General features: G+C 71.2%; 16 protein-coding genes. 7 read left to right on the top strand and 9 right to left on the bottom strand.

The window, feature by feature from the left end; translation table 11 throughout:
- Nucleotides 1–17 precede the first annotated feature (17 nt).
- Nucleotides 18–725, top strand: coding sequence for a transglycosylase SLT domain-containing protein (locus KWI83_RS05920; protein ID WP_218513196.1), 708 nt, complete (start codon nt 18–20; stop codon nt 723–725).
- A 119-nt stretch (nt 726–844) separates the two neighbouring features.
- Here the strand turns inward: KWI83_RS05920 and KWI83_RS05915 are convergent, their stop codons facing one another.
- Nucleotides 845–3,382 (bottom strand): FHA domain-containing protein, encoded by a 2,538-nt coding sequence (locus KWI83_RS05915; protein WP_218513195.1) that lies wholly within the window; start codon nt 3,380–3,382, stop codon nt 845–847.
- 196 nt (nt 3,383–3,578) lie between these two features.
- Between KWI83_RS05915 and KWI83_RS05910 the strand changes: the two genes are divergently transcribed.
- Nucleotides 3,579–5,681 (top strand): streptophobe family protein, encoded by a 2,103-nt coding sequence (locus tag KWI83_RS05910; protein ID WP_218513194.1) that lies wholly within the window; start codon nt 3,579–3,581, stop codon nt 5,679–5,681.
- A gap of 139 nt (nt 5,682–5,820) precedes the next feature.
- Nucleotides 5,821–7,029 carry a phosphoserine phosphatase SerB gene (gene serB, locus KWI83_RS05905; protein WP_218513193.1) on the top strand — a complete coding sequence of 403 codons (1,209 nt, stop codon included), beginning with the start codon at nt 5,821–5,823 and terminating at the stop codon, nt 7,027–7,029.
- 161 nt (nt 7,030–7,190) lie between these two features.
- On the opposite strand, the gene KWI83_RS05900 is transcribed toward serB, so the two are convergent.
- From KWI83_RS05900 to KWI83_RS05890, 4 genes are all read right to left on the bottom strand, one after another.
- On the bottom strand, nt 7,191–7,709 hold the full coding sequence (locus tag KWI83_RS05900; protein ID WP_218513192.1) for a histidine phosphatase family protein: 519 nt from the start codon (nt 7,707–7,709) through the stop codon (nt 7,191–7,193).
- A gap of 65 nt (nt 7,710–7,774) precedes the next feature.
- Nucleotides 7,775–7,981, bottom strand: a complete 207-nt coding sequence (locus KWI83_RS05895) for a hypothetical protein (RefSeq protein WP_218513191.1) — start codon at nt 7,979–7,981, stop codon at nt 7,775–7,777.
- Nucleotides 7,982–8,172: 191 nt separating this feature from the next.
- Complete coding sequence (locus KWI83_RS38160) at nt 8,173–8,289, bottom strand: SGM_5486 family transporter-associated protein (RefSeq protein ID WP_256361777.1); 117 nt, start codon at nt 8,287–8,289, stop codon at nt 8,173–8,175.
- Between the two features lie 43 nt (nt 8,290–8,332).
- On the bottom strand, nt 8,333–9,697 hold the full coding sequence (locus KWI83_RS05890; RefSeq protein WP_374106275.1) for a CynX/NimT family MFS transporter: 1,365 nt from the start codon (nt 9,695–9,697) through the stop codon (nt 8,333–8,335).
- An 82-nt stretch (nt 9,698–9,779) separates the two neighbouring features.
- On the opposite strand from KWI83_RS05890, the gene KWI83_RS05885 reads away from it, so the two are divergent.
- A complete protein-coding gene (locus KWI83_RS05885) occupies nt 9,780–10,475 on the top strand; it encodes a FadR/GntR family transcriptional regulator (protein WP_218513189.1) in 696 nt (231 codons plus the stop codon).
- On the opposite strand, the gene KWI83_RS05880 is transcribed toward KWI83_RS05885, so the two are convergent.
- The 3 genes from KWI83_RS05880 to fabG form a co-directional block, all read right to left on the bottom strand.
- Entirely contained in the window at nt 10,450–10,803 is a 354-nt protein-coding gene (locus tag KWI83_RS05880) for a hypothetical protein (RefSeq protein WP_218513188.1), read from the bottom strand. The genes KWI83_RS05885 and KWI83_RS05880 overlap by 26 nt on opposite strands.
- Nucleotides 10,804–11,003: 200 nt before the next feature.
- Nucleotides 11,004–11,771, bottom strand: a complete 768-nt coding sequence (gene fabI / locus KWI83_RS05875) for an enoyl-ACP reductase FabI (RefSeq protein WP_218513187.1) — start codon at nt 11,769–11,771, stop codon at nt 11,004–11,006.
- Nucleotides 11,772–11,776: 5 nt separating this feature from the next.
- Nucleotides 11,777–12,481 (bottom strand): 3-oxoacyl-[acyl-carrier-protein] reductase, encoded by a 705-nt coding sequence (gene fabG / locus KWI83_RS05870; protein ID WP_218513186.1) that lies wholly within the window; start codon nt 12,479–12,481, stop codon nt 11,777–11,779.
- 240 nt (nt 12,482–12,721) lie between these two features.
- Between fabG and KWI83_RS05865 the strand changes: the two genes are divergently transcribed.
- Genes KWI83_RS05865 through tyrS form a run of 3 tightly spaced genes read left to right on the top strand, consistent with a single transcriptional unit; the run spans nt 12,722 to nt 16,965 of the window.
- Nucleotides 12,722–14,245 carry a TldD/PmbA family protein gene (locus KWI83_RS05865; protein WP_218513185.1) on the top strand — a complete coding sequence of 508 codons (1,524 nt, stop codon included), beginning with the start codon at nt 12,722–12,724 and terminating at the stop codon, nt 14,243–14,245.
- The gene (locus tag KWI83_RS05860; RefSeq protein WP_218513184.1) at nt 14,242–15,639 is read left to right on the top strand and encodes a metallopeptidase TldD-related protein; all 1,398 of its coding nucleotides are present in this window, start codon (nt 14,242–14,244) and stop codon (nt 15,637–15,639) included. Before KWI83_RS05865 ends, KWI83_RS05860 begins: the two co-directional genes overlap by 4 nt.
- Nucleotides 15,640–15,696: 57 nt before the next feature.
- Entirely contained in the window at nt 15,697–16,965 is a 1,269-nt protein-coding gene (gene tyrS / locus KWI83_RS05855; RefSeq protein WP_218513183.1) for a tyrosine--tRNA ligase, read from the top strand.
- A 68-nt stretch (nt 16,966–17,033) separates the two neighbouring features.
- Here the strand turns inward: tyrS and KWI83_RS05850 are convergent, their stop codons facing one another.
- The gene (locus KWI83_RS05850) at nt 17,034–17,309 is read right to left on the bottom strand and encodes a GlsB/YeaQ/YmgE family stress response membrane protein (RefSeq protein ID WP_218513182.1); all 276 of its coding nucleotides are present in this window, start codon (nt 17,307–17,309) and stop codon (nt 17,034–17,036) included.
- Between the last annotated feature and the right edge of the window lie 236 nt (nt 17,310–17,545).

Here is a 17,545-nt window from a genome sequence, read left to right as displayed (position 1 = left end):
GAAGAGGTCCGTCAGCCATGCCCAAGAACAAGATCGCCCTCGCCGGTGTCGCCGCGCTCGGTGCCGCCACCCTCGCGTTCTCCACGGTGCCCTCCGGCGGACAGACCACCACCGCCGAGGCCGCCGTTCCGGCGGAGGTCGCCTACAGCTCCGAGCCGATCAAGGACGTCAAGGCCAACGTCACCGACCAGCTCGCCGGTGCCGGCCTGAAGGTCGAGGCCATCGCGGCGAAGAAGAAGGCCGCCGCCGAGGCCGCAGCGAAGGCCGAGGCCGCCGCGCAGAAGAAGAACGCCGCGCGGGCCGCCGCCGAGAAGAAGGCGGAGCAGCAGCGCGAGGCGAAGGCCGCCGCGAGCCGGTCCGTCCAGCGCATCGCGTTCCAGCCGGTCGCCGCGAAGAAGGCCTACTCCAACAACCTCGACGGCTGGATCCGCGAGGCGCTGTCCATCATGAAGGCCAAGGGCATCCCGGGCTCCTACAACGGCCTGCACCGCAACATCATGCGAGAGTCCTCGGGCAACCCGAACGCGATCAACAACTGGGACATCAACGCCCGCAACGGCATCCCGTCCAAGGGCCTGCTCCAGGTGATCCCGCCGACCTTCAAGGCGTACCACGTGCCGGGTACCTCCTGGAACATCTACGACCCGGTCGCCAACATCACCGCCGCCGCCAACTACGCGGCCGACCGGTACGGCTCGATCGACAACGTCTTCGGCGCGTACTGAGGTGACGCACGGCGCGTGCTGAGGCAGGCGCGGACCTCTGCTCGCCGTACGCCGAAGGGCGGCACCCTCCTGACGGGGTGCCGCCCTTCGCGTCGTACGGCAGGGATTACCGGCAGGGATTACTTCCGCATGACCTCGGGCTCGTGGCGGCGCAGGAAGCGGGCCACGAAGAAGCCGCAGATCACGCCGAGCGCGAGCAGGGCGACCATGTCCATGGTCCACACCCCGACCGTGTTCTCCCACAGCGGGTCGTTGTCGGCGCCCTCCTCGGGCGGGCTGATCTTGTTGAAGTCCAGCGTGGCACCGGCCGCGGCGACCGCCCAGCGGGACGGCATCAGATACGAGAACTGGTTGACGCCGACCGTCCCGTTCAGGGCGAACAGGCAGCCCGTGAAGACCACCTGGATGATCGCGAACATGACCAGCAGCGGCATGGTCTTCTCGGCCGTCTTCACCAGCGACGAGATGATCAGGCCGAACATCATCGACGTGAAGCCCAGCGCCATGATCGGCAGGGAGAGCTCGATCATCGTGGCGCTGCCCAGGATCAGGCCCTCCTCCGGCAGCTCCCGGCTGGAGAAGCCGATCACACCGACCAGCAGGCCCTGGAACACGGTGATCATGCCCAGCACGAACACCTTGGACATCAGGTACGCGGAGCGGGACAGGCCGGTCGCGCGCTCCCGCTCGTAGATGACCCGTTCCTTGATCAGCTCACGGACCGAGTTGGCGGCACCGGCGAAGCAGGCGCCGACCGCGAGGATCAGCAGGACGGTGGTGGCCGTGCCGTTGGGGATGATCCGGCCGGTCTGCGGGTTGGGGTCGTTGGGCAGCAGGCCGTTGTCCGGCTCGATGAGCAGGCTCACCGCGCCGAGGACGGCCGGCAGGATCACCATCAGGGCGAGGAAGCCCTTGTCGGAGGCGATCACCGACACATAGCGGCGCACCAGCGTGACCCACTGGGACATCCAGCCCTGCGGCTTGGGCGGCTTCATCGCCTGCATGGCCGGCATCGGTACGGCCTGCGGGGCGACGGCGTCGATGTCCGCGGCGTACATCTGGTAGTGCTGCGAGCCCTTCCAGCGGCCCGACCAGTCGTAGTCGCGGTAGTTCTCGAAGGCGGAGAAGACGTCGGCCCAGGTGTCGTAGCCGAAGAAGTTCAGCGCCTCCTCGGGCGGGCCGAAGTAGGCGACCGAGCCGCCCGGGGCCATCACCAGGAGCTTGTCACACAGTGCCAGCTCGGCCACGGAGTGGGTGACCACGAGGACCGTACGGCCGTCGTCGGCGAGGCCGCGCAGCAGCTGCATGACGTCGCGGTCCATGCCCGGGTCGAGGCCGGAGGTCGGCTCGTCGAGGAAGATCAGCGACGGCTTGGTCAGCAGCTCCAGGGCGACGGACACGCGCTTGCGCTGGCCGCCGGACAGGGAGGTGACCTTCTTGTCCTTGTGGATGTCGAGCTTGAGCTCGCGCAGCACCTCGTCGATGCGGGCCTCGCGCTCGGCGGCCGTGGTGTCGGCCGGGAAGCGCAGCTTGGCCGCGTACGTGAGGGCCTTCTTGACCGTCAGCTCCTTGTGCAGGATGTCGTCCTGCGGGACCAGGCCGATGCGCTGACGCAGCTCGGCGAACTGCTTGTACAGGTTCCGGTTGTCGTACAGGACCTCGCCCTGGTTGGCGGGCCGGTAGCCGGTGAGCGCCTTGAGCAGGGTCGACTTGCCGGAGCCGGACGGGCCGATGACCGCGATCAGCGACTTCTCCGGGACGCCGAAGGAGACGTCCTTGAGGATCTGCTTGCCGCCGTCGACCGTGACGGTCAGGTGGCGGGCGGAGAAGGACACCTCACCGGTGTCGACGAACTCCTCAAGGCGGTCGCCGACGATCCGGAACGTCGAGTGGCCGACGCCCACGATGTCGGTGGGGCCGAGCAGTTGGGAGCCGCCCTTGGGGATCGGCTGACCGTTGACGTACGTACCGTTGTGCGAGCCGAGGTCGCGGATCTCCATGCGGCCGTCGGGCGTGGAGTGGAACTCCGCGTGGTGGCGCGAGACCTGCAGGTCGGAGACGACCAGGTCGTTCTCCAGGGCACGGCCGATGCGCATCACGCGGCCGAGCGCGAACTGGTGGAACGTGGTCGGGCTGCGGTCGCCGTAGACCGGCGGTGCCCCCGCCGCACCGCCGGGCACCTTCTGCACATGCTGCTCGGCCGCACCCTGTTGCTGCGGGAAAGGCTGGGCGGGCTGCTGCCAGCCCGCGTGCGGGGCCTGCTGCTGCGGCGCCTGCTGGGACCAGCCCGGATTCGCGCCCTGCGCGGCGAACGGCTGCTGCTGGGGCTGGGCCTGGGGCGCGACCGCGGCCGCGGCGCCGGACAGGCTCAGCAGCGGTCCGTCGGTCGCGTTGCCGAGGTGGACGGCCGAACCGGGGCCGATCTCCAGCTGATGGATCCGCTGGCCCTGCACGAACGTTCCGTTGGTGCTGCCATGGTCCTCGATGACCCAACTACGGCCGTTGAAACTGACCGTGGCGTGCCGCCAGGAGACCCTGGCGTCGTCGAACACGATGTCGCCCTGCGGATCGCGTCCGAGTGTGTAAGCCCTGGACGAGTCGAGCGTCCAGGTCCGTCCATTGGTTTGCAGTACGAGTTCCGGCACTCCATGCCCCACTGAGTTGTCCCCCGAATTACCCCCGTCGCGGGGAGTCTAGGGATGTCGAACATCGGGGGGAACTATTTCAGGAGCGGCCCCCTGACCGAAAGTCGGGCCTTGCGAAGGCCGCGTACAGGCGCGTACGGGCGCGTTCCCGTGCGCCGTTGACGGGGTTGAAATCGGCCCGGAGAGTGGTAATCCCACGCGAGGGCGCATGCGCGGCGGCGACGCCGTGCCGCGGATCGGGGGGTCTGCCGTGAGTGTGGAGAAGGGCGGGTACGGCACGAGGCTGCCGTGGGTCGACATCCTGCTGTCCGCGATCGCCTCCGTGAGCTGGGCTTTGATCGGGATGGCGGGTACGGCGGCGCTCGGACTGCGTCTGCTGCAGGCGGACTCGGCCGGTTCGCTCGGGCCGATGACCGCGGCGGCGGTGGCGCTTGGGGCGGGTGGTTCGGTGACGCCGTCCGGGGATGTGTCCGCCTTCGGGCTGACCGGCGCGGAGGCCACCACGGCCATCGAGATCACGCCATTGGGCGTGAGCCTGGCCGGTGCGCTCCTTTTGTCCTGGTTCTTTCTACGGTCCCTGCGGGCGGCGGGAGTTGTGATCTCCGCGTCCGAACTCCTCGCGCGCGCGGGCGCGGTGGTCGCGCTCTTCGTGGCGGCGCTGGGCGGGCTGGCCTGGGCCGGGCACGACGTCATCACGATCGACGGGGGCGCGCTCGGCCTCGACGACCTGCCCGGCGGCTCCGGGGGCATCGAGATTCCCGGGCTCGGTGACACCGGGGACGTCGGGGGGCTGCTGCCCGAGCGGGTCGGCGACCTGATCGATGCCGAGGCGGCGGTGGGCTTCAGCGTCGACACGGCGCCCACCCTGCTCGGCGGGCTGGGCTGGGCCGCCGGGGTGCTGCTGATCGCGCTGCTGGCCTCCCGCCGCACTCCCCTGCCGCGCGGCTGGGAGGCGGTCCACCGGGTCGTACGGCCGGCTGTGTCCGCGCTGGTCACGGTGCTCCTGGTGGCGGTGGCCGCGGGGCTCGCGGCGGCGGCGTACGCGGCGATCGGCGACGACCATCCCCGGCGGATCGCGGGGGCGGCGCTGCTGGGCGCGCCGAACGGCGTGTGGCTGGGCATTCCCCTCGGCCTGTTCGTGCCGTGGCACGGGGAGGCGTCGGGGGCGCTCACCCGCTTTCTGCCGGATCCGCTGGACGACCTGCTGGTCGACTCGGACCAGCCGGTGACGCTGGGGCGGCTGGCGGAGCTGGACGGGCGGGTGTGGCTGCTGGGGGTGGCGGCGGCGCTGATGATGCTGCTGGCGGGGGTGCTCGCGGGGGCGCGCACGCCGGTGGGGGCGGGTGCTGGGGGCGTGCGGGATGCGGGTGCCCTTGGCTTTGCCGGGCGGTGTGCGCTGCGGCTGGGGGTTGTGACCGCGTTGGCGTTGCCGTTGCTCGGGTGGCTGGCGGAGGTGTCCGTGGATGCCTCGCTGTCCGTGCTGGGGTTCGACGCGTTCGGGGCAGGGGTCGAGCTGCGCGGGAACCTCGGGATGGCACTGCTGCTCGGGGCTCTGTGGGGAGCCGGTGCGGGGGCTGTCGGGGCGCTGCTGGCGTACGCGAGCGGGGCGGCGGGGCGCCAGGTGGCGCCCCTGGCACTCAGTGACGTGGAGGCGGGGGCGCGGGGGTATGCGGCGGCCTCAGGGCCGTATGCGCCGCGTACGCCGTACCGGCCGCCGAACCCTGACACCAACCCGTATCTGCGTCTGCCGGACGGGGTGCGGAGGCCGGAGGATGCCCGGCCGCCGGGTGGGGTGGCTGGGGGCGCGGGGGGACGGCCGCCGGGGAGCGACGGCCGACGGCCGCCGGGAGACGCGGGCGTACGACCGCCGGGGAGCGAAGGCCGACGGCCACCGGGGAGCGAGGACGGACGGCCGCCGGACAGCAAGGGCCGACGGCCACCAAAAGACGCAGGAGTACGACCGCCGGACAACGAAGGCCGACGGCCACCGGGGAGCGAGGACGGACGGCCGCCGGACAGCAAGGGCCGACGGCCACCAAAAGACGCAGGAGTACGACCGCCGGACAACGAAGGCCGACGGCCGTCGGAGGGCGGTGATGTGTACGGCGCTCCGACCGTCACTCGGCCGTTCGAGCTGCCTCCTCCGGGGCCGCGGGGGACGCCGGGGGCCTCGTCGTCCGGGAGGCCGCCGCCGGGGTCCTCCCCACCGCAGGACGGCCCGCCGCCTCCTGGGCCACCGCCGGGGCCGCCACCTCCAGGGCCGCCACTTCCGGGGCCTCCGCCCCCGGGGCGGCCGAAGCGGGGCCGGTGAGGCGGGTCGCGGGCGAAGTCGTGGTCGACCTGTCAGGCGTTCGCCACCGGAGCGACATCCAGGGTTATTGAGTGTTCCGTGTCCGGTAGGCGGACCTCGGGGGCCATCGGCACTCCGTGCCGGTTACCGTGGGAACACCATGAGCGCTTCGCAGACCTCTGACGTCCCCACTCTCCTTGTCAAGATCTTCGGCAGGGACAGGCCGGGCATCACGGCCGGACTCTTCGACACCCTCGCCGCCTACTCCGTCGACGTGGTCGACATCGAGCAGGTCGTGACGCGAGGCCGGATGGTGCTGTGCGCGCTCGTGACCGAGCCGCCCCAGGGCCTCGAAGGCGAGCTGCGGGCGACCGTCCACGGCTGGGCGGAGTCGATGAAGATGCAGGCCGAGATCATCTCCGGCCACGGCGACAACCGGCCGCGCGGTCATGGCCGGTCCCTGGTGACGGTGCTCGGGCATCCGCTCACCGCCGAGGCGACGGCCGCGATCGCCGGGCGGATCACCAAGGCCGGCGGCAACATCGACCGTATCTTCCGGCTCGCCAAGTACCCGGTGACAGCCGTCGAGTTCGCGGTGTCCGGCGTGGAGACCGAGCCCCTGCGCACCGCCCTGGTGACGGACGCCGCGGCCCTCGGTGTGGACGTGGCGGTCGTGGCGGCGGGACTGCACCGACGCGCTCAGCGTCTGGTCGTGATGGACGTGGACTCGACCCTCATCCAGGACGAGGTGATCGAGCTCTTCGCCGCCCACGCCGGGTGTGAGAAGGAGGTCGCCGAGGTGACGGCGGCCGCGATGCGCGGGGAGCTGGACTTCGAGCAGTCGCTGCACGCGCGCGTGGAGCTGCTGAAGGGGCTCGACGCGTCGGTGGTGGACAAGGTGCGCAGCGAGGTGCGGCTGACACCGGGCGCGCGCACGCTGATCCGCACGCTGAAACGACTCGGCTACCAAGTGGGCGTCGTCTCCGGCGGGTTCACCCAGGTCACCGACGACCTCAAGGACCGGCTGGGTCTCGACTTCGCGCAGGCCAACACGCTGGAGATCGTCGACGGCAGGCTGACCGGCCGGGTCACCGGCGAGATCGTGGACCGGGCGGGCAAGGCGCGGCTGCTGCGCCGGTTCGCCGCGGAGGCGGGCGTACCGCTGTCGCAGACGGTGGCGATCGGCGACGGCGCCAATGACCTCGACATGCTGAACTCGGCGGGTCTCGGGGTCGCCTTCAACGCCAAGCCGGTGGTGCGCGAGGCGGCGCACACCGCGGTGAACGTGCCGTTCCTGGACACGGTCCTCTATCTGCTCGGGGTCACCCGCGAGGAGGTCGAGGCGGCGGACGCGCACGAGGACGACTGAGTCTTCCCTTGCTGTTTTCCCAGTGCTGTGTCCCCAGCGCTGTGTCTCCGGCGCTGTGTCCCCCGCCTCCCCTGCGCCGTGTCCCCTGCGCTGTCCTCCCCACGCTCGGCCCCGAGGGGCCCGGCGCCGTGTGGCGCCGGGCCCCTGGTGTGGCCGGTGGGTCACTCGGACGGGGCCCAGTAGTCCAGCAGGGTGGCCACGCCCGGTTCCAGTGACTTCCAGGAGCCGGTGAAGGACAGCACGGCGAAGGCGGCGGCCGGGAAGCCGCGGCGGCTCATGCGCTCGCGGGCGTCACCGTCGGCCGAGCCGGACAGCACCTCGGCGAGGCCCTGCACGCCCGGGTTGTGGCCGACCAGGAGAACGTTCTGCGCGTCGTCGGGGGTCTCGTTGAGCACGGCGATCAGCTCGCCGGGCGAGGCCTCGTAGATCCGCTCCTCGTAGACGGTCTTCGGCCGCTGCGGGAACTCCTGGACGGCGAGCTTCCAGGTCTCGCGGGTCCGGGTCGCGGTCGAGCAGAGGGTTAGGTCGTAGTGGATGCCGGAGTCGGCCAGCTTGCGTCCGGCGACAGCGGCGTCCTTGCGGCCCCGCTCGGCGAGCGGCCGCTCGTGGTCGTTCACCTGTGGCCAGTCGGCTTTCGCATGCCGGAAGAGGACAATCCTGCGGGGTTCAGCGACGCTCATGAGATCCAGCTTCGCATGAAACAGGCCATGGGGCGCAGGGAGTTGACGGGCGGCTCGGGGCGTGCTCAGCGCGATATGAGCTGATGGGCGCGCTCGACGAGGTGCGCGATCGCCGGCTCGCCGCTCGCCGCGTGGGCGTCGGAGGGGTTCAGCATCAGCGCCAGCAGGGCGACGAAGGCGAGCGTCGGCAGGGCGAGGGCCCACCAGGGCAGCCGGATGTCGACGCGGCCCGTGGTCGCCGAGCGGGGCCGGGTGTGCGTGCTGGCCGACATGCTGCCTCCGTGAGTCCGTCCTCGATGGGGGTGGCCCGCATCCCCGTGGCCACGTTTCGAAGCTACGGAACAAGGAGCCGCCAACCCATCCGGTGATCCACCCACTTGACCCTGACCCTCGCCCCCTAGGGGATGGTGGGGCTAACCCCACCATGGCCCGCAAGGCAGCGGGGGAAGCGGCGGGGAAGCCGTCATGGCGCGGCGATCGACGCGATGACGGCGATGATCACGAAAATGGCGAAGAACGAGCCGAAGACGAGCAGCATCTTCTTCTGGCCGTTGCGGGGGTTCGGGTCGAGCACTGGCATGCGGCAAGTCTCGCACCCCGCCCCCGCGCCGGACCCGCGGGGGTCAGCGAGCCGCCTCGTCCTCCACCGTGCGGTTGCGGCCCGCCAGCAGGCCCACCGCCATCTGGGGGACCATCAGCGCGGCCATCAGCGCGAGCGGCACGCCCCAGCCGCCGCTGTGCTGGTAGAGGACGCCCACCAGCAGCGGCCCGGGGATGGAGATCAGATAGCCGGTGCTCTGCGCGAACGCCGACAGCTGGGCCACGCCCACGCCGGTGCGCGCACGCATCCCGACCATCGTGAGGGCCAGCGGGAAGGCGCAGTTGGAGACGCCGAGCAGCAGCGCCCAGGCCCAGGCGCCCCCGGCCGGCGCGACGTACAGCCCGGCGTACCCGGCGAGTCCGCAGACGCCCAGCGCCAGCGCGATCGGGCCCTGCTGGGGCAGCCGGGTGGCCAGGCGCGGGATGACGAAGGCCAGCGGCACGCCCATCACCATCGTGACGGCGAGGAGCAGACCGGCCGTGCCCGCGGGGACGCCCGCGTCGCGGAAGATCTGCGCCATCCAGCCCATCGTGATGTACGCGGCGGTGGCCTGGAGCCCGAAGAAGACGGCGAGCGCCCAGGCGGTACGGCTCCGGGTGATCCGCAGCCCGGGTGCCGAGGCGGCCTCCGCACGCGCGTGCCGCTCACGTCCGGACGTCCGTCCGGCAGAGGCCGAGCGCTCGCCCCGTACGCCCCCTCGGTCCCGTACGAACGGAATCCACGGCACCACGGCCACGGCCGCCAGTGCCGCCCACACGGCAAGGCCCGACTGCCAACTGCCGCCCAGGGCCCCGGTGATGGGGACGGTCACCGCGGCCGCGAGGGAGGTACCGAGGGCGAGCGCCATCGAGTACAGGCCGGTCATGGAGCCGACCCGGTCCGGGAACCAGCGCTTGACGATGACCGGCATCAGCACGTTGCTGACCGCGATGCCCATCAGGGCGAGGGCGCTGGCGGCCAGGAACCCGGCCGTGCCGCCCGTGTACGGCCGGATGAGCAGGCCCGCGGTGATGGCGGCCATCCCGGCGCACACCACCGCGCCCGGCCCGAAGCGGCGGGCCAGCCGTGGCGCCATGACGCCGAAGACGGCGAAGCAGAGCGGCGGCACGGAGGTGAGCAGCCCCGCCACACTGCCGCTCATGCCGATCCCGTCGCGGACCTCCTCCAGGAGCGCGCCGAGGCTGGTGATGGCGGGGCGGAGGTTCAGGGCGGACAGCACGATGCCGACGACGACGAGTCGCGTGGTCCACGCGCGCGCGGGCGACGTCCCGGCCGCCGTAGGGCTCCACGCGCGTGTGGGCGAGGATTCCGTCGCGCTCCGGGGCTCGGCCGTGGCCGAACCGTGTGGGTCGGGGTGGTGCTGCGTCCGGGTCTCCTCGCTTGCCATGTCGCCCATCATAGAATCATGGGATGATTGGTCCTCCATCGCGGTGCGGTCCGCGGCCGCCGTTCCCGTGCGAAGGTGTGCCATGCCTCTGAGCCATCCCCGCCGTTCGGCGCTGTCCGAGCAGGTCATCGCCGAGCTGCGCAACCAGATCACGTCGGGTGAGTGGCCGGTCGGCTCGCGCATCCCGACGGAGCCGGAGCTGGTCGAACAGCTCGGGGTCGCCCGCAACACGGTCCGCGAGGCCGTCCGGGCGCTGGCGCACAACGGCCTGCTGGACATCCGGCAGGGCTCCGGCACATACGTCGTGGCCACCAGTGAGCTGGCCGGCGTGATGCACCGCCGTTTCGCGGGCGCCGACCCCCGGCACATCGCCGAGCTGCGCTCCACGCTGGAGTCGGCCGCCGCCAAACTGGCCGCCGAGCGGCGCACCGAGAAGGACCTCAAGCAGCTCGACGCACTGCTGCTGCGGCGTGAGGAGGCCTGGGAGTCGGGTGACGCGGAGGCGTTCGTCGCGGCCGACACCACCTTCCACCTGGCCGTCGTGGCCGCCTCCCACAACGACGTGATGACCGCGATGTACGCCGACCTGGGGGAGGTGCTGCGGGACTGGCTGCGCGAGGACGTCGGCGAGGAGCTGACCCCGGAGACGTACATGGACCACGGCCGGCTGCTGGACGCCATCCGGGCGGGCGACGCCGGGACGGCGGCGACGGAGGCGGCGAGCTATCCGTTCCAGTGCCGCCCGGGACGGTTCAGCTCCCCCGGTTCTGGTGGCTGATCCACACCGAGCGGACTTCCTTCCAGCAGCGGCCGGTCAGGCGCACGGTCATCGCGGGCTCGGTGTCCACGGGGGCGCTGTCGGTGTCCAGGTCCCACCACCGGTCGCACTCGATGTGCAGGCGGACCCGGTCGATGTCCACATAGGGGTTGTGGCAGTGGGCGACCACATGGGAGCCCTCGATCCTGGTGCGGCACGCGGCACCGAACGGCGACGCGGCCTTCGGTTCCCCGGCCGCCACGCGCGCGTGCGGCATCGCGTCGTACGGCGCGGACAGGACGAGGGCCACGGCGACGGTCACTGAGGCCAGGCAGCGGTACAGGCGCACAAGGGGGACCTCCTCGGCCGTGCTGGGGAGGGACGCGTGGGGAACCGCGTACTCCAGCGTGCCCAGTCGCCCCCGGCCCCCGCCCGCCGGGTAGGCCGAACGGGTGACAGGTCAAGGGCCCGCACCCCGCCGGATGCGAGCCCTTGATCAGGAGAGATCAGGTGATCAGGTGGTCAGCCGATCACCAGGCGACCGATCGATCAGGCGCCGATGGCGTGCAGCCCGCCGTCGACGTGGATGATCTCGCCCGTGGTCTTCGGGAACCAGTCGCTCAGCAGGGCGACGATGCCGCGGCCGGCCGGCTCCGGGTCCTTGAGGTCCCACTCCAGCGGGGAGCGGGTGTCCCACACGGCGGCCAGATCGTTGAAGCCCGGGATGGACTTGGCGGCCATGGAGCCGATCGGGCCGGCGGAGATCAGGTTGCAGCGGATGTTCTGCTTGCCCAGGTCGCGCGCCATGTAGCGGTTGACGGCCTCCAGGGCGGCCTTGGCCGGGCCCATCCAGTCGTACTGCGGCCAGGCGTACTGGGCGTCGAAGGTGAGGCCGACGACCGAGCCGCCGTTCTGCATCAGCGGCAGGCAGGCCATGGTCAGCGACTTGAGCGAGAACGCCGAGACGTGCATGGCCGTGGCGACCGACTCGAACGGCGTGTTGAGGAAGTTGCCGCCGAGCGCGTCCTGCGGGGCGAAGCCGATGGAGTGGACGACGCCGTCGAGGCCGCCCAGTTCCTCGCCGACGATGTCCGCGAGGCGGCCGAGGTGCTCGTCGTTGGTGACGTCGAGCTCGATGACCTTGGTGGGCTTCGGCAGCTTCTTGGCGATGCGCTCGGTCAGCGTGGGCCGCGGGAAGGCGGTCAGGATGATCTCGGCGCCCTGCTCCTGGGCCAGCTTGGCGGCGTGGAAGGCGATGGAGGACTCCATCAGCACACCGGTGATCAGGACGCGCTTGCCCTCGAGAATTCCGCTCATGGTGATCAGTGACCCATTCCCAGTCCGCCGTCAACGGGGATGACGGCTCCAGTGATGTACGAGGCGTCGTCCGAGGCGAGGAACCGCACCGTCGCGGCGATCTCCTCGGGCTGCGCGTACCGGCCGAGCGGCACCTGCGACACGATGTGCGCGCGCTGCTCGTCGGTCAGCGCCTGGGTCATGTCGGTGTTGACGAAGCCCGGCGCGACGACGTTGAAGGTGATGTTGCGCGAGCCCAGCTCACGGGCGAGCGAGCGCGCGAAGCCGACCAGCGCCGCCTTGGAGGCGGCGTAGTTCGCCTGGCCCGCCGAGCCGAGCAGCCCGACCACCGACGAGATCAGCACGACCCGGCCCTTCTTGGCGCGCAGCATGCCGCGGTTGGCGCGCTTGACGACCCGGAAGGTGCCGGTGAGGTTGGTGTCGATGACCGAGGTGAAGTCCTCCTCGGACATCCGCATCAGGAGCTGGTCCCTGGTGACGCCGGCGTTGGCGATCAGGACCCCGACGGGGCCGTGCTGGGCCTCGATCTCCTTGTAGGCCTGCTCCACTTGTTCGGGGTCGGTGATGTCGCACTTGACCGCGAGGAAGCCGGCCGGCGGCTCACCAGAGCGGTATGTGATCGCGACCTTGTCGCCGGCGTCGGCGAAAGCGCGGGCGATGGCGAGGCCGATGCCCCGGTTGCCTCCGGTGACGAGAACCGAGCGGCTCAACGGATCACCCTTTCGATAGCGGTCTGGTACCCCCGCCCGAACACCTGGATGACAGGCGGCTTCACCGAAAACCTATCGGTCCGCCCGCGCCGCGGGACATTCGGGCACCGACAGTGGCGCAGGGGCGGCACTGTCGGATCCCTACAGAAAGTCGCGCACTCGGGACGGAAACGTGTGGTCCACGGGACCGCTCCCGCGACATGATCGGACCCGACAGGCGACGACAGCAGGGAGACCGCGGTGCCTCATACCATCGACGAAGCCTTCACGGCGCTTCCGCTACGCGCCCTCGCCGACGCCGCGCTGGCACGCGCGCGTGCGCTGGGGGCGGAGCACGCCGACTTCCGGTTGGAGCGGGTGCGCAGCGCGTCCTGGCGGCTCAGGGACGGCAAGCCGTCCGGGTCGTCGGACACCACCGACCTCGGGTACGCGGTGCGGGTCGTGCACGGCGGGACGTGGGGGTTCGCGTCCGGTGTGGACCTGACCATGGACGCCGCCGCGCGGGTGGCGGGTCAGGCCGTGGCGATGGCGAAGCTGTCCGCGCAGGTGATCAGGGCGGCGGGGTCGGACGAGCGCGTCGAGCTGGCCGACGAGCCGGTGCATGCCGACAGGACGTGGATCTCGTCGTACGAGATCGATCCGTTCACCGTGCCCGACGAGGAGAAGTCGGGGCTGCTGACCGAGTGGAGCGAGCGGCTGCTCGCCGCCGACGGGGTCGACCATGTGGACGCCTCGCTGCTCACCGTGCACGAGAACAAGTTCTACGCCGACACGGCCGGGACCGTGACCACGCAGCAGCGCGTACGGCTGCACCCGCAGCTGACCGCGGTGTCGGTCGACGAGTCGACCGGCGAGTTCGACTCCATGCGCACCATCGCGCCGCCCGTGGGACGCGGCTGGGAGTACCTCAGGGGCACCGGCTGGGACTGGGACGCCGAACTCGCCCAGTTGCCCGAGCTGCTCGCCGAGAAGATGCGCGCGCCGAGCGTGGAGCCGGGCCTGTACGACCTCGTCGTCGACCCGTCCAACCTGTGGCTGACCATCCACGAGTCCATCGGCCACGCCACCGAACTGGACCGCGCACTCGGCTACGAGGCCGCCTACGCCGGCACCTCCTTCGCCACCTTCGACCAGCTCGGCAAGCTGAAGTACGGCTCGGAGCTGATGAACGTCACGGGCGACCGCACCGCCGAGCACGGCCTCGCCACCATCGGGTACGACGACGAGGGCGTCGAGGCGCAGTCGTGGGACCTGGTCAAGGACGGCACCCTCGTCGGCTATCAGCTGGACCGCAGGATCGCCCGGCTGACCGGGTTCGAGCGGTCCAACGGGTGCGCCTACGCCGACTCCCCCGCGCATGTGCCGGTGCAGCGGATGGCCAACGTGTCGTTGCGGCCGGATCCGGCCGGGATGTCGACCGAGGACCTCATCGGGGGTGTGGAGCGGGGCATCTACGTCGTCGGTGACCGGTCCTGGTCGATCGACATGCAGCGCTACAACTTCCAGTTCACCGGGCAGCGCTTCTTCCGGATCGAGGACGGGCGGCTCGCGGGGCAGCTGCGGGACGTCGCCTACCAGGCGACGACGACCGACTTCTGGGGTTCGATGGCCGCTGTCGGTGGGCCTCAGACGTACGTCCTGGGCGGCGCCTTCAACTGCGGCAAGGCCCAGCCGGGCCAGGTCGCGGCCGTGTCGCACGGCTGCCCTTCGGCCCTGTTCAGGGGCGTGAACATCCTCAACACGACGCAGGAGGCGGGTCGATGAGCGCTCCCACCAACAAGCCGCACGAGATCGTCGAGCGTGCCCTGGAGCTGTCCCGGGCCGACGGCTGCGTCGTGATCGCCGACGAGCACTCGACCGCCAACCTGCGCTGGGCGGGCAACGCGCTGACCACGAACGGCGTCACGCGCGGCCGCACGCTCACCGTCATCGCCGCCGTCGACGGCAAGGAGGGCACCGCCTCGGGTGTGGTGTCGCGGTCCGCGGTGACGATGGACGAGCTGGAGCCGCTGGTGCGGGCCGCGGAGGCCGCCGCGCACGGCGCCGGGCCCGCCGAGGACGCGCAGCCGCTGGTGACGGGCGTGCCGGAGTCGCCCGACTTCACGGACGCGCCGGCCGAGACCTCGTCCGCCGTGTTCGCCGACTTCGCGCCGGCGCTGGGCGAGGCGTTCGCACGCGCGCGTGCGGGCGGCCGCGAGCTGTACGGCTTCGCCAACCACGAGCTGACGTCCAGCTATCTGGGCACGTCGGCGGGGCTGCGGCTGCGGCACGACCAGCCGAACGGGACGCTGGAGCTGAACGCCAAGTCGCCGGACCGTACCCGCTCGGCGTGGGCCGGCCGGTCGACGCGGGACTTCAAGGACGTCGACCCGGCGGCGCTGGACGCCGAGCTGGCCGTACGCATCGGCTGGGCCGAGCGGCGCGTGGAGCTGCCTGCCGGGCGGTACGAGACGCTGCTGCCGCCGACCGCGGTCGCGGACCTGCTGATCTACCAGATGTGGTCGGCGTCGGGCCGGGACGCGGCGGAGGGCCGGACGGTGTTCTCCAGGCCGGGCGGCGGCACGCGCGTGGGCGAGCGGCTCACCGAGCTGCCGCTGACCCTGCGCAGCGACCCGAACGAGCCGGGTCTCGAGGCCGCGCCCTTCGTGCTGGCGCACTCCTCCGGGGGCGACTCGTCGGTGTTCGACAACGGGCTGCCGCTGACGCCCACGGAGTGGGTGGCCGAGGGCGAGCTGAAGCATCTGCTCACCAGCCGGCACAGCGCGGGGACGACCGGGCTGCCGCTGGCGCCGGGGATCGACAACCTGATCCTGGAGAACGGGGGCGGGGGCCGTTCCCTGGACGAGATGGTCGCGAGCACCGAGCGCGGGCTGCTGCTGACCTGCCTGTGGTACATCCGCGAGGTCGACCCGGCGACCCTGCTGCTCACGGGCCTGACCCGGGACGGGGTGTACCTGGTGGAGAACGGGGAGGTCACCGGCGAGGTGAACAACTTCCGGTTCAACGAGTCGCCGGTCGGGCTGCTGGGCCGGGCCGTCGAGGCCGGGCGCACGGAGAAGACGCTGCCCCGGGAGTGGAGCGACTGGTTCACCAGGGCGGCGATGCCGCCGCTGCGGATCCCGGATTTCAACATGAGCTCTGTCAGTCGGGGCGTATAACCTCGTAGGCGGTGGTCACCCGACTGCCCGAAGATCACCCAAGGAGACACGAGAACCGTGACGGACATCGTCGACGAGCTCAAGTGGCGGGGGCTGTTCGCCCTCTCCACCGACGAGGAAGCACTGCGCAAGGCGCTCGCGGACGGTCCCGTCACGTTCTATTGCGGCTTCGACCCGACCGCGCCGTCCCTGCATGTGGGGCACCTGGTGCAGGTGCTCACCGTGCGCCGGCTCCAGCAGGCCGGTCACCGGCCGCTGGCGCTGGTGGGCGGCGCGACGGGCCTGATCGGCGACCCCCGCCCCACGGCGGAGCGCACGCTGAACGACCCGGAGACGGTCGCCGGCTGGGTCGAGAAGCTGCGCCGCCAGATCGAGCCATTCCTGTCCTTCGAGGGCGAGAACGCGGCCGTGATGGTCAACAACCTCGACTGGACGGAGAACCTCTCCGCGATCGAGTTCCTGCGGGACATCGGCAAGCACTTCCGGGTCAACAAGATGCTGACGAAGGACTCCGTCGCCCGGCGTCTGGAGTCCTCCGAGGGCATCAGCTACACCGAGTTCAGCTACCAGATCCTGCAGGGCATGGACTTCCTGCAGCTCTACCGGCGGTACGGCTGCACGCTCCAGCAGGGCGGCAGCGACCAGTGGGGCAACCTCACGGCGGGGCTGGACCTGATCCACAAGCTGGAGCCGCACGCCAACGTGCACGCGCTGGCGACGCCGCTGATGACCAAGGCGGACGGCACCAAGTTCGGCAAGACCGAGGGCGGCGCCGTCTGGCTCGACCCGGAGATGACGACGCCGTACGCGTTCTACCAGTTCTGGCTGAACGTGGACGACCGGGACATCTCGACGTACATGCGGATCCTGTCCTTCAAGTCCCGCGCGGAGCTTGAGGAGCTGGAGAAGCAAACGCAGGAGCGTCCGCAGGCGCGGGTGGCGCAGCGCGCGCTGGCCGAGGAGCTGACGACGCTGGTGCACGGCGCCGACCAGACCGCCGCCGTGATCGCCGCGTCCAAGGCCCTCTTCGGGCAGGGTGAGCTGGTCGAGCTGGACGAGCGGACGCTGGCGGCGGCCCTGTCGGAGGTGCCGCACATCCGGGTCGCCGAGCCGGCCCCGGTGGTGGACCTGTTCGCCGAGGTCGGCCTGGTGCCCAGCAAGTCGGCCGCGCGCCGCACGGTCAAGGAGGGCGGCGCCTACGTGAACAACGCGAAGGTCGACTCCGAGGACGCGGTTGTGGCCAAGGAGGACCTGCTGCACGGGCGGTGGCTGGTGCTGCGCCGCGGCAAGAAGAACCTGGCGGCGGTCGAGGTCACGGGCGCCTGAGCGGACACCGCGCGCGAGCGGGGCGGCTCCTTCCGGTGGCGGAGGCCGCCCCGCTCGTCGTACGCCGCCTAGGCGCGCCGCTTGCCGCCTCTGAGCTGCATGTAGGCCATGTCGCCCAGGAAGACGAGGATGATCGCGGCCACGAGCTGGAAGATGTGACGGCTCCAGTCGATACCGGGCGTCTCGTCGACACCGAAACCCCGGGCGATGGCGTTGCCGGCGATGGCGCCGATCATGCCCAGGATGGTGGTCAGCCAGAGCGGAATGTGCTGCTTGCCCGGGATGACCGCCTTTGCGATCAGACCCAGCACGAATCCCACGATGATCGCCCACAACCAGCCCATGGCTGCCTCCTCGTACGGCTCGACGTGAGCATTACGGCCAGTCTCGGCCCGTAGGCCGTACAGCGCATGTCGGGTACGGCCGTACGCGCTACGTCCGGCGGCGTTCGCCCAGGCAGCGGGGGCCCGGCCTCGTGGGCGGCGCGGTGGCGGCGTAACGTGGAGGCTGTCCGGCCCCGGTTCCGGCCCGGTGCGGAGCTGGGACGGGCCGGGGAGAGTGCGAGGCGGGCGGATGGTGG

It is taken from the genome of Streptomyces sp. TRM70350 (genome assembly GCF_019219825.1).
In the GTDB taxonomy this organism is placed as follows: domain Bacteria; phylum Actinomycetota; class Actinomycetes; order Streptomycetales; family Streptomycetaceae; genus Streptomyces.
The sequence above is the reverse complement of the archived record's forward strand: the minus strand, read 5'-3'. Positions and strand labels throughout refer to the sequence as shown.

Bases quoted from the DNA above. Each gene is read 5' to 3' on its own strand.
- KWI83_RS05920 (WP_218513196.1), top strand. From the start codon at position 18: ATGCCCAAGAACAAGATCGCCCTCGCCGGTGTCGCCGCGCTCGGTGCC.
- KWI83_RS05910 (WP_218513194.1), top strand. From the start codon at position 3,579: ATGCGCGGCGGCGACGCCGTGCCGCGGATCGGGGGGTCTGCCGTGAGT.
- serB (WP_218513193.1), top strand. From the start codon at position 5,821: ATGAGCGCTTCGCAGACCTCTGACGTCCCCACTCTCCTTGTCAAGATC.
- KWI83_RS05900 (WP_218513192.1), bottom strand. From the start codon at position 7,709: ATGAGCGTCGCTGAACCCCGCAGGATTGTCCTCTTCCGGCATGCGAAA.
- KWI83_RS05895 (WP_218513191.1), bottom strand. From the start codon at position 7,981: ATGTCGGCCAGCACGCACACCCGGCCCCGCTCGGCGACCACGGGCCGC.
- KWI83_RS38160 (WP_256361777.1), bottom strand. From the start codon at position 8,289: ATGCCAGTGCTCGACCCGAACCCCCGCAACGGCCAGAAGAAGATGCTG.
- KWI83_RS05890 (WP_374106275.1), bottom strand. From the start codon at position 9,697: ATGGCAAGCGAGGAGACCCGGACGCAGCACCACCCCGACCCACACGGT.
- KWI83_RS05885 (WP_218513189.1), top strand. From the start codon at position 9,780: ATGCCTCTGAGCCATCCCCGCCGTTCGGCGCTGTCCGAGCAGGTCATC.
- fabI (WP_218513187.1), bottom strand. From the start codon at position 11,771: ATGAGCGGAATTCTCGAGGGCAAGCGCGTCCTGATCACCGGTGTGCTG.
- KWI83_RS05860 (WP_218513184.1), top strand. From the start codon at position 14,242: ATGAGCGCTCCCACCAACAAGCCGCACGAGATCGTCGAGCGTGCCCTG.
- KWI83_RS05850 (WP_218513182.1), bottom strand. From the start codon at position 17,309: ATGGGCTGGTTGTGGGCGATCATCGTGGGATTCGTGCTGGGTCTGATC.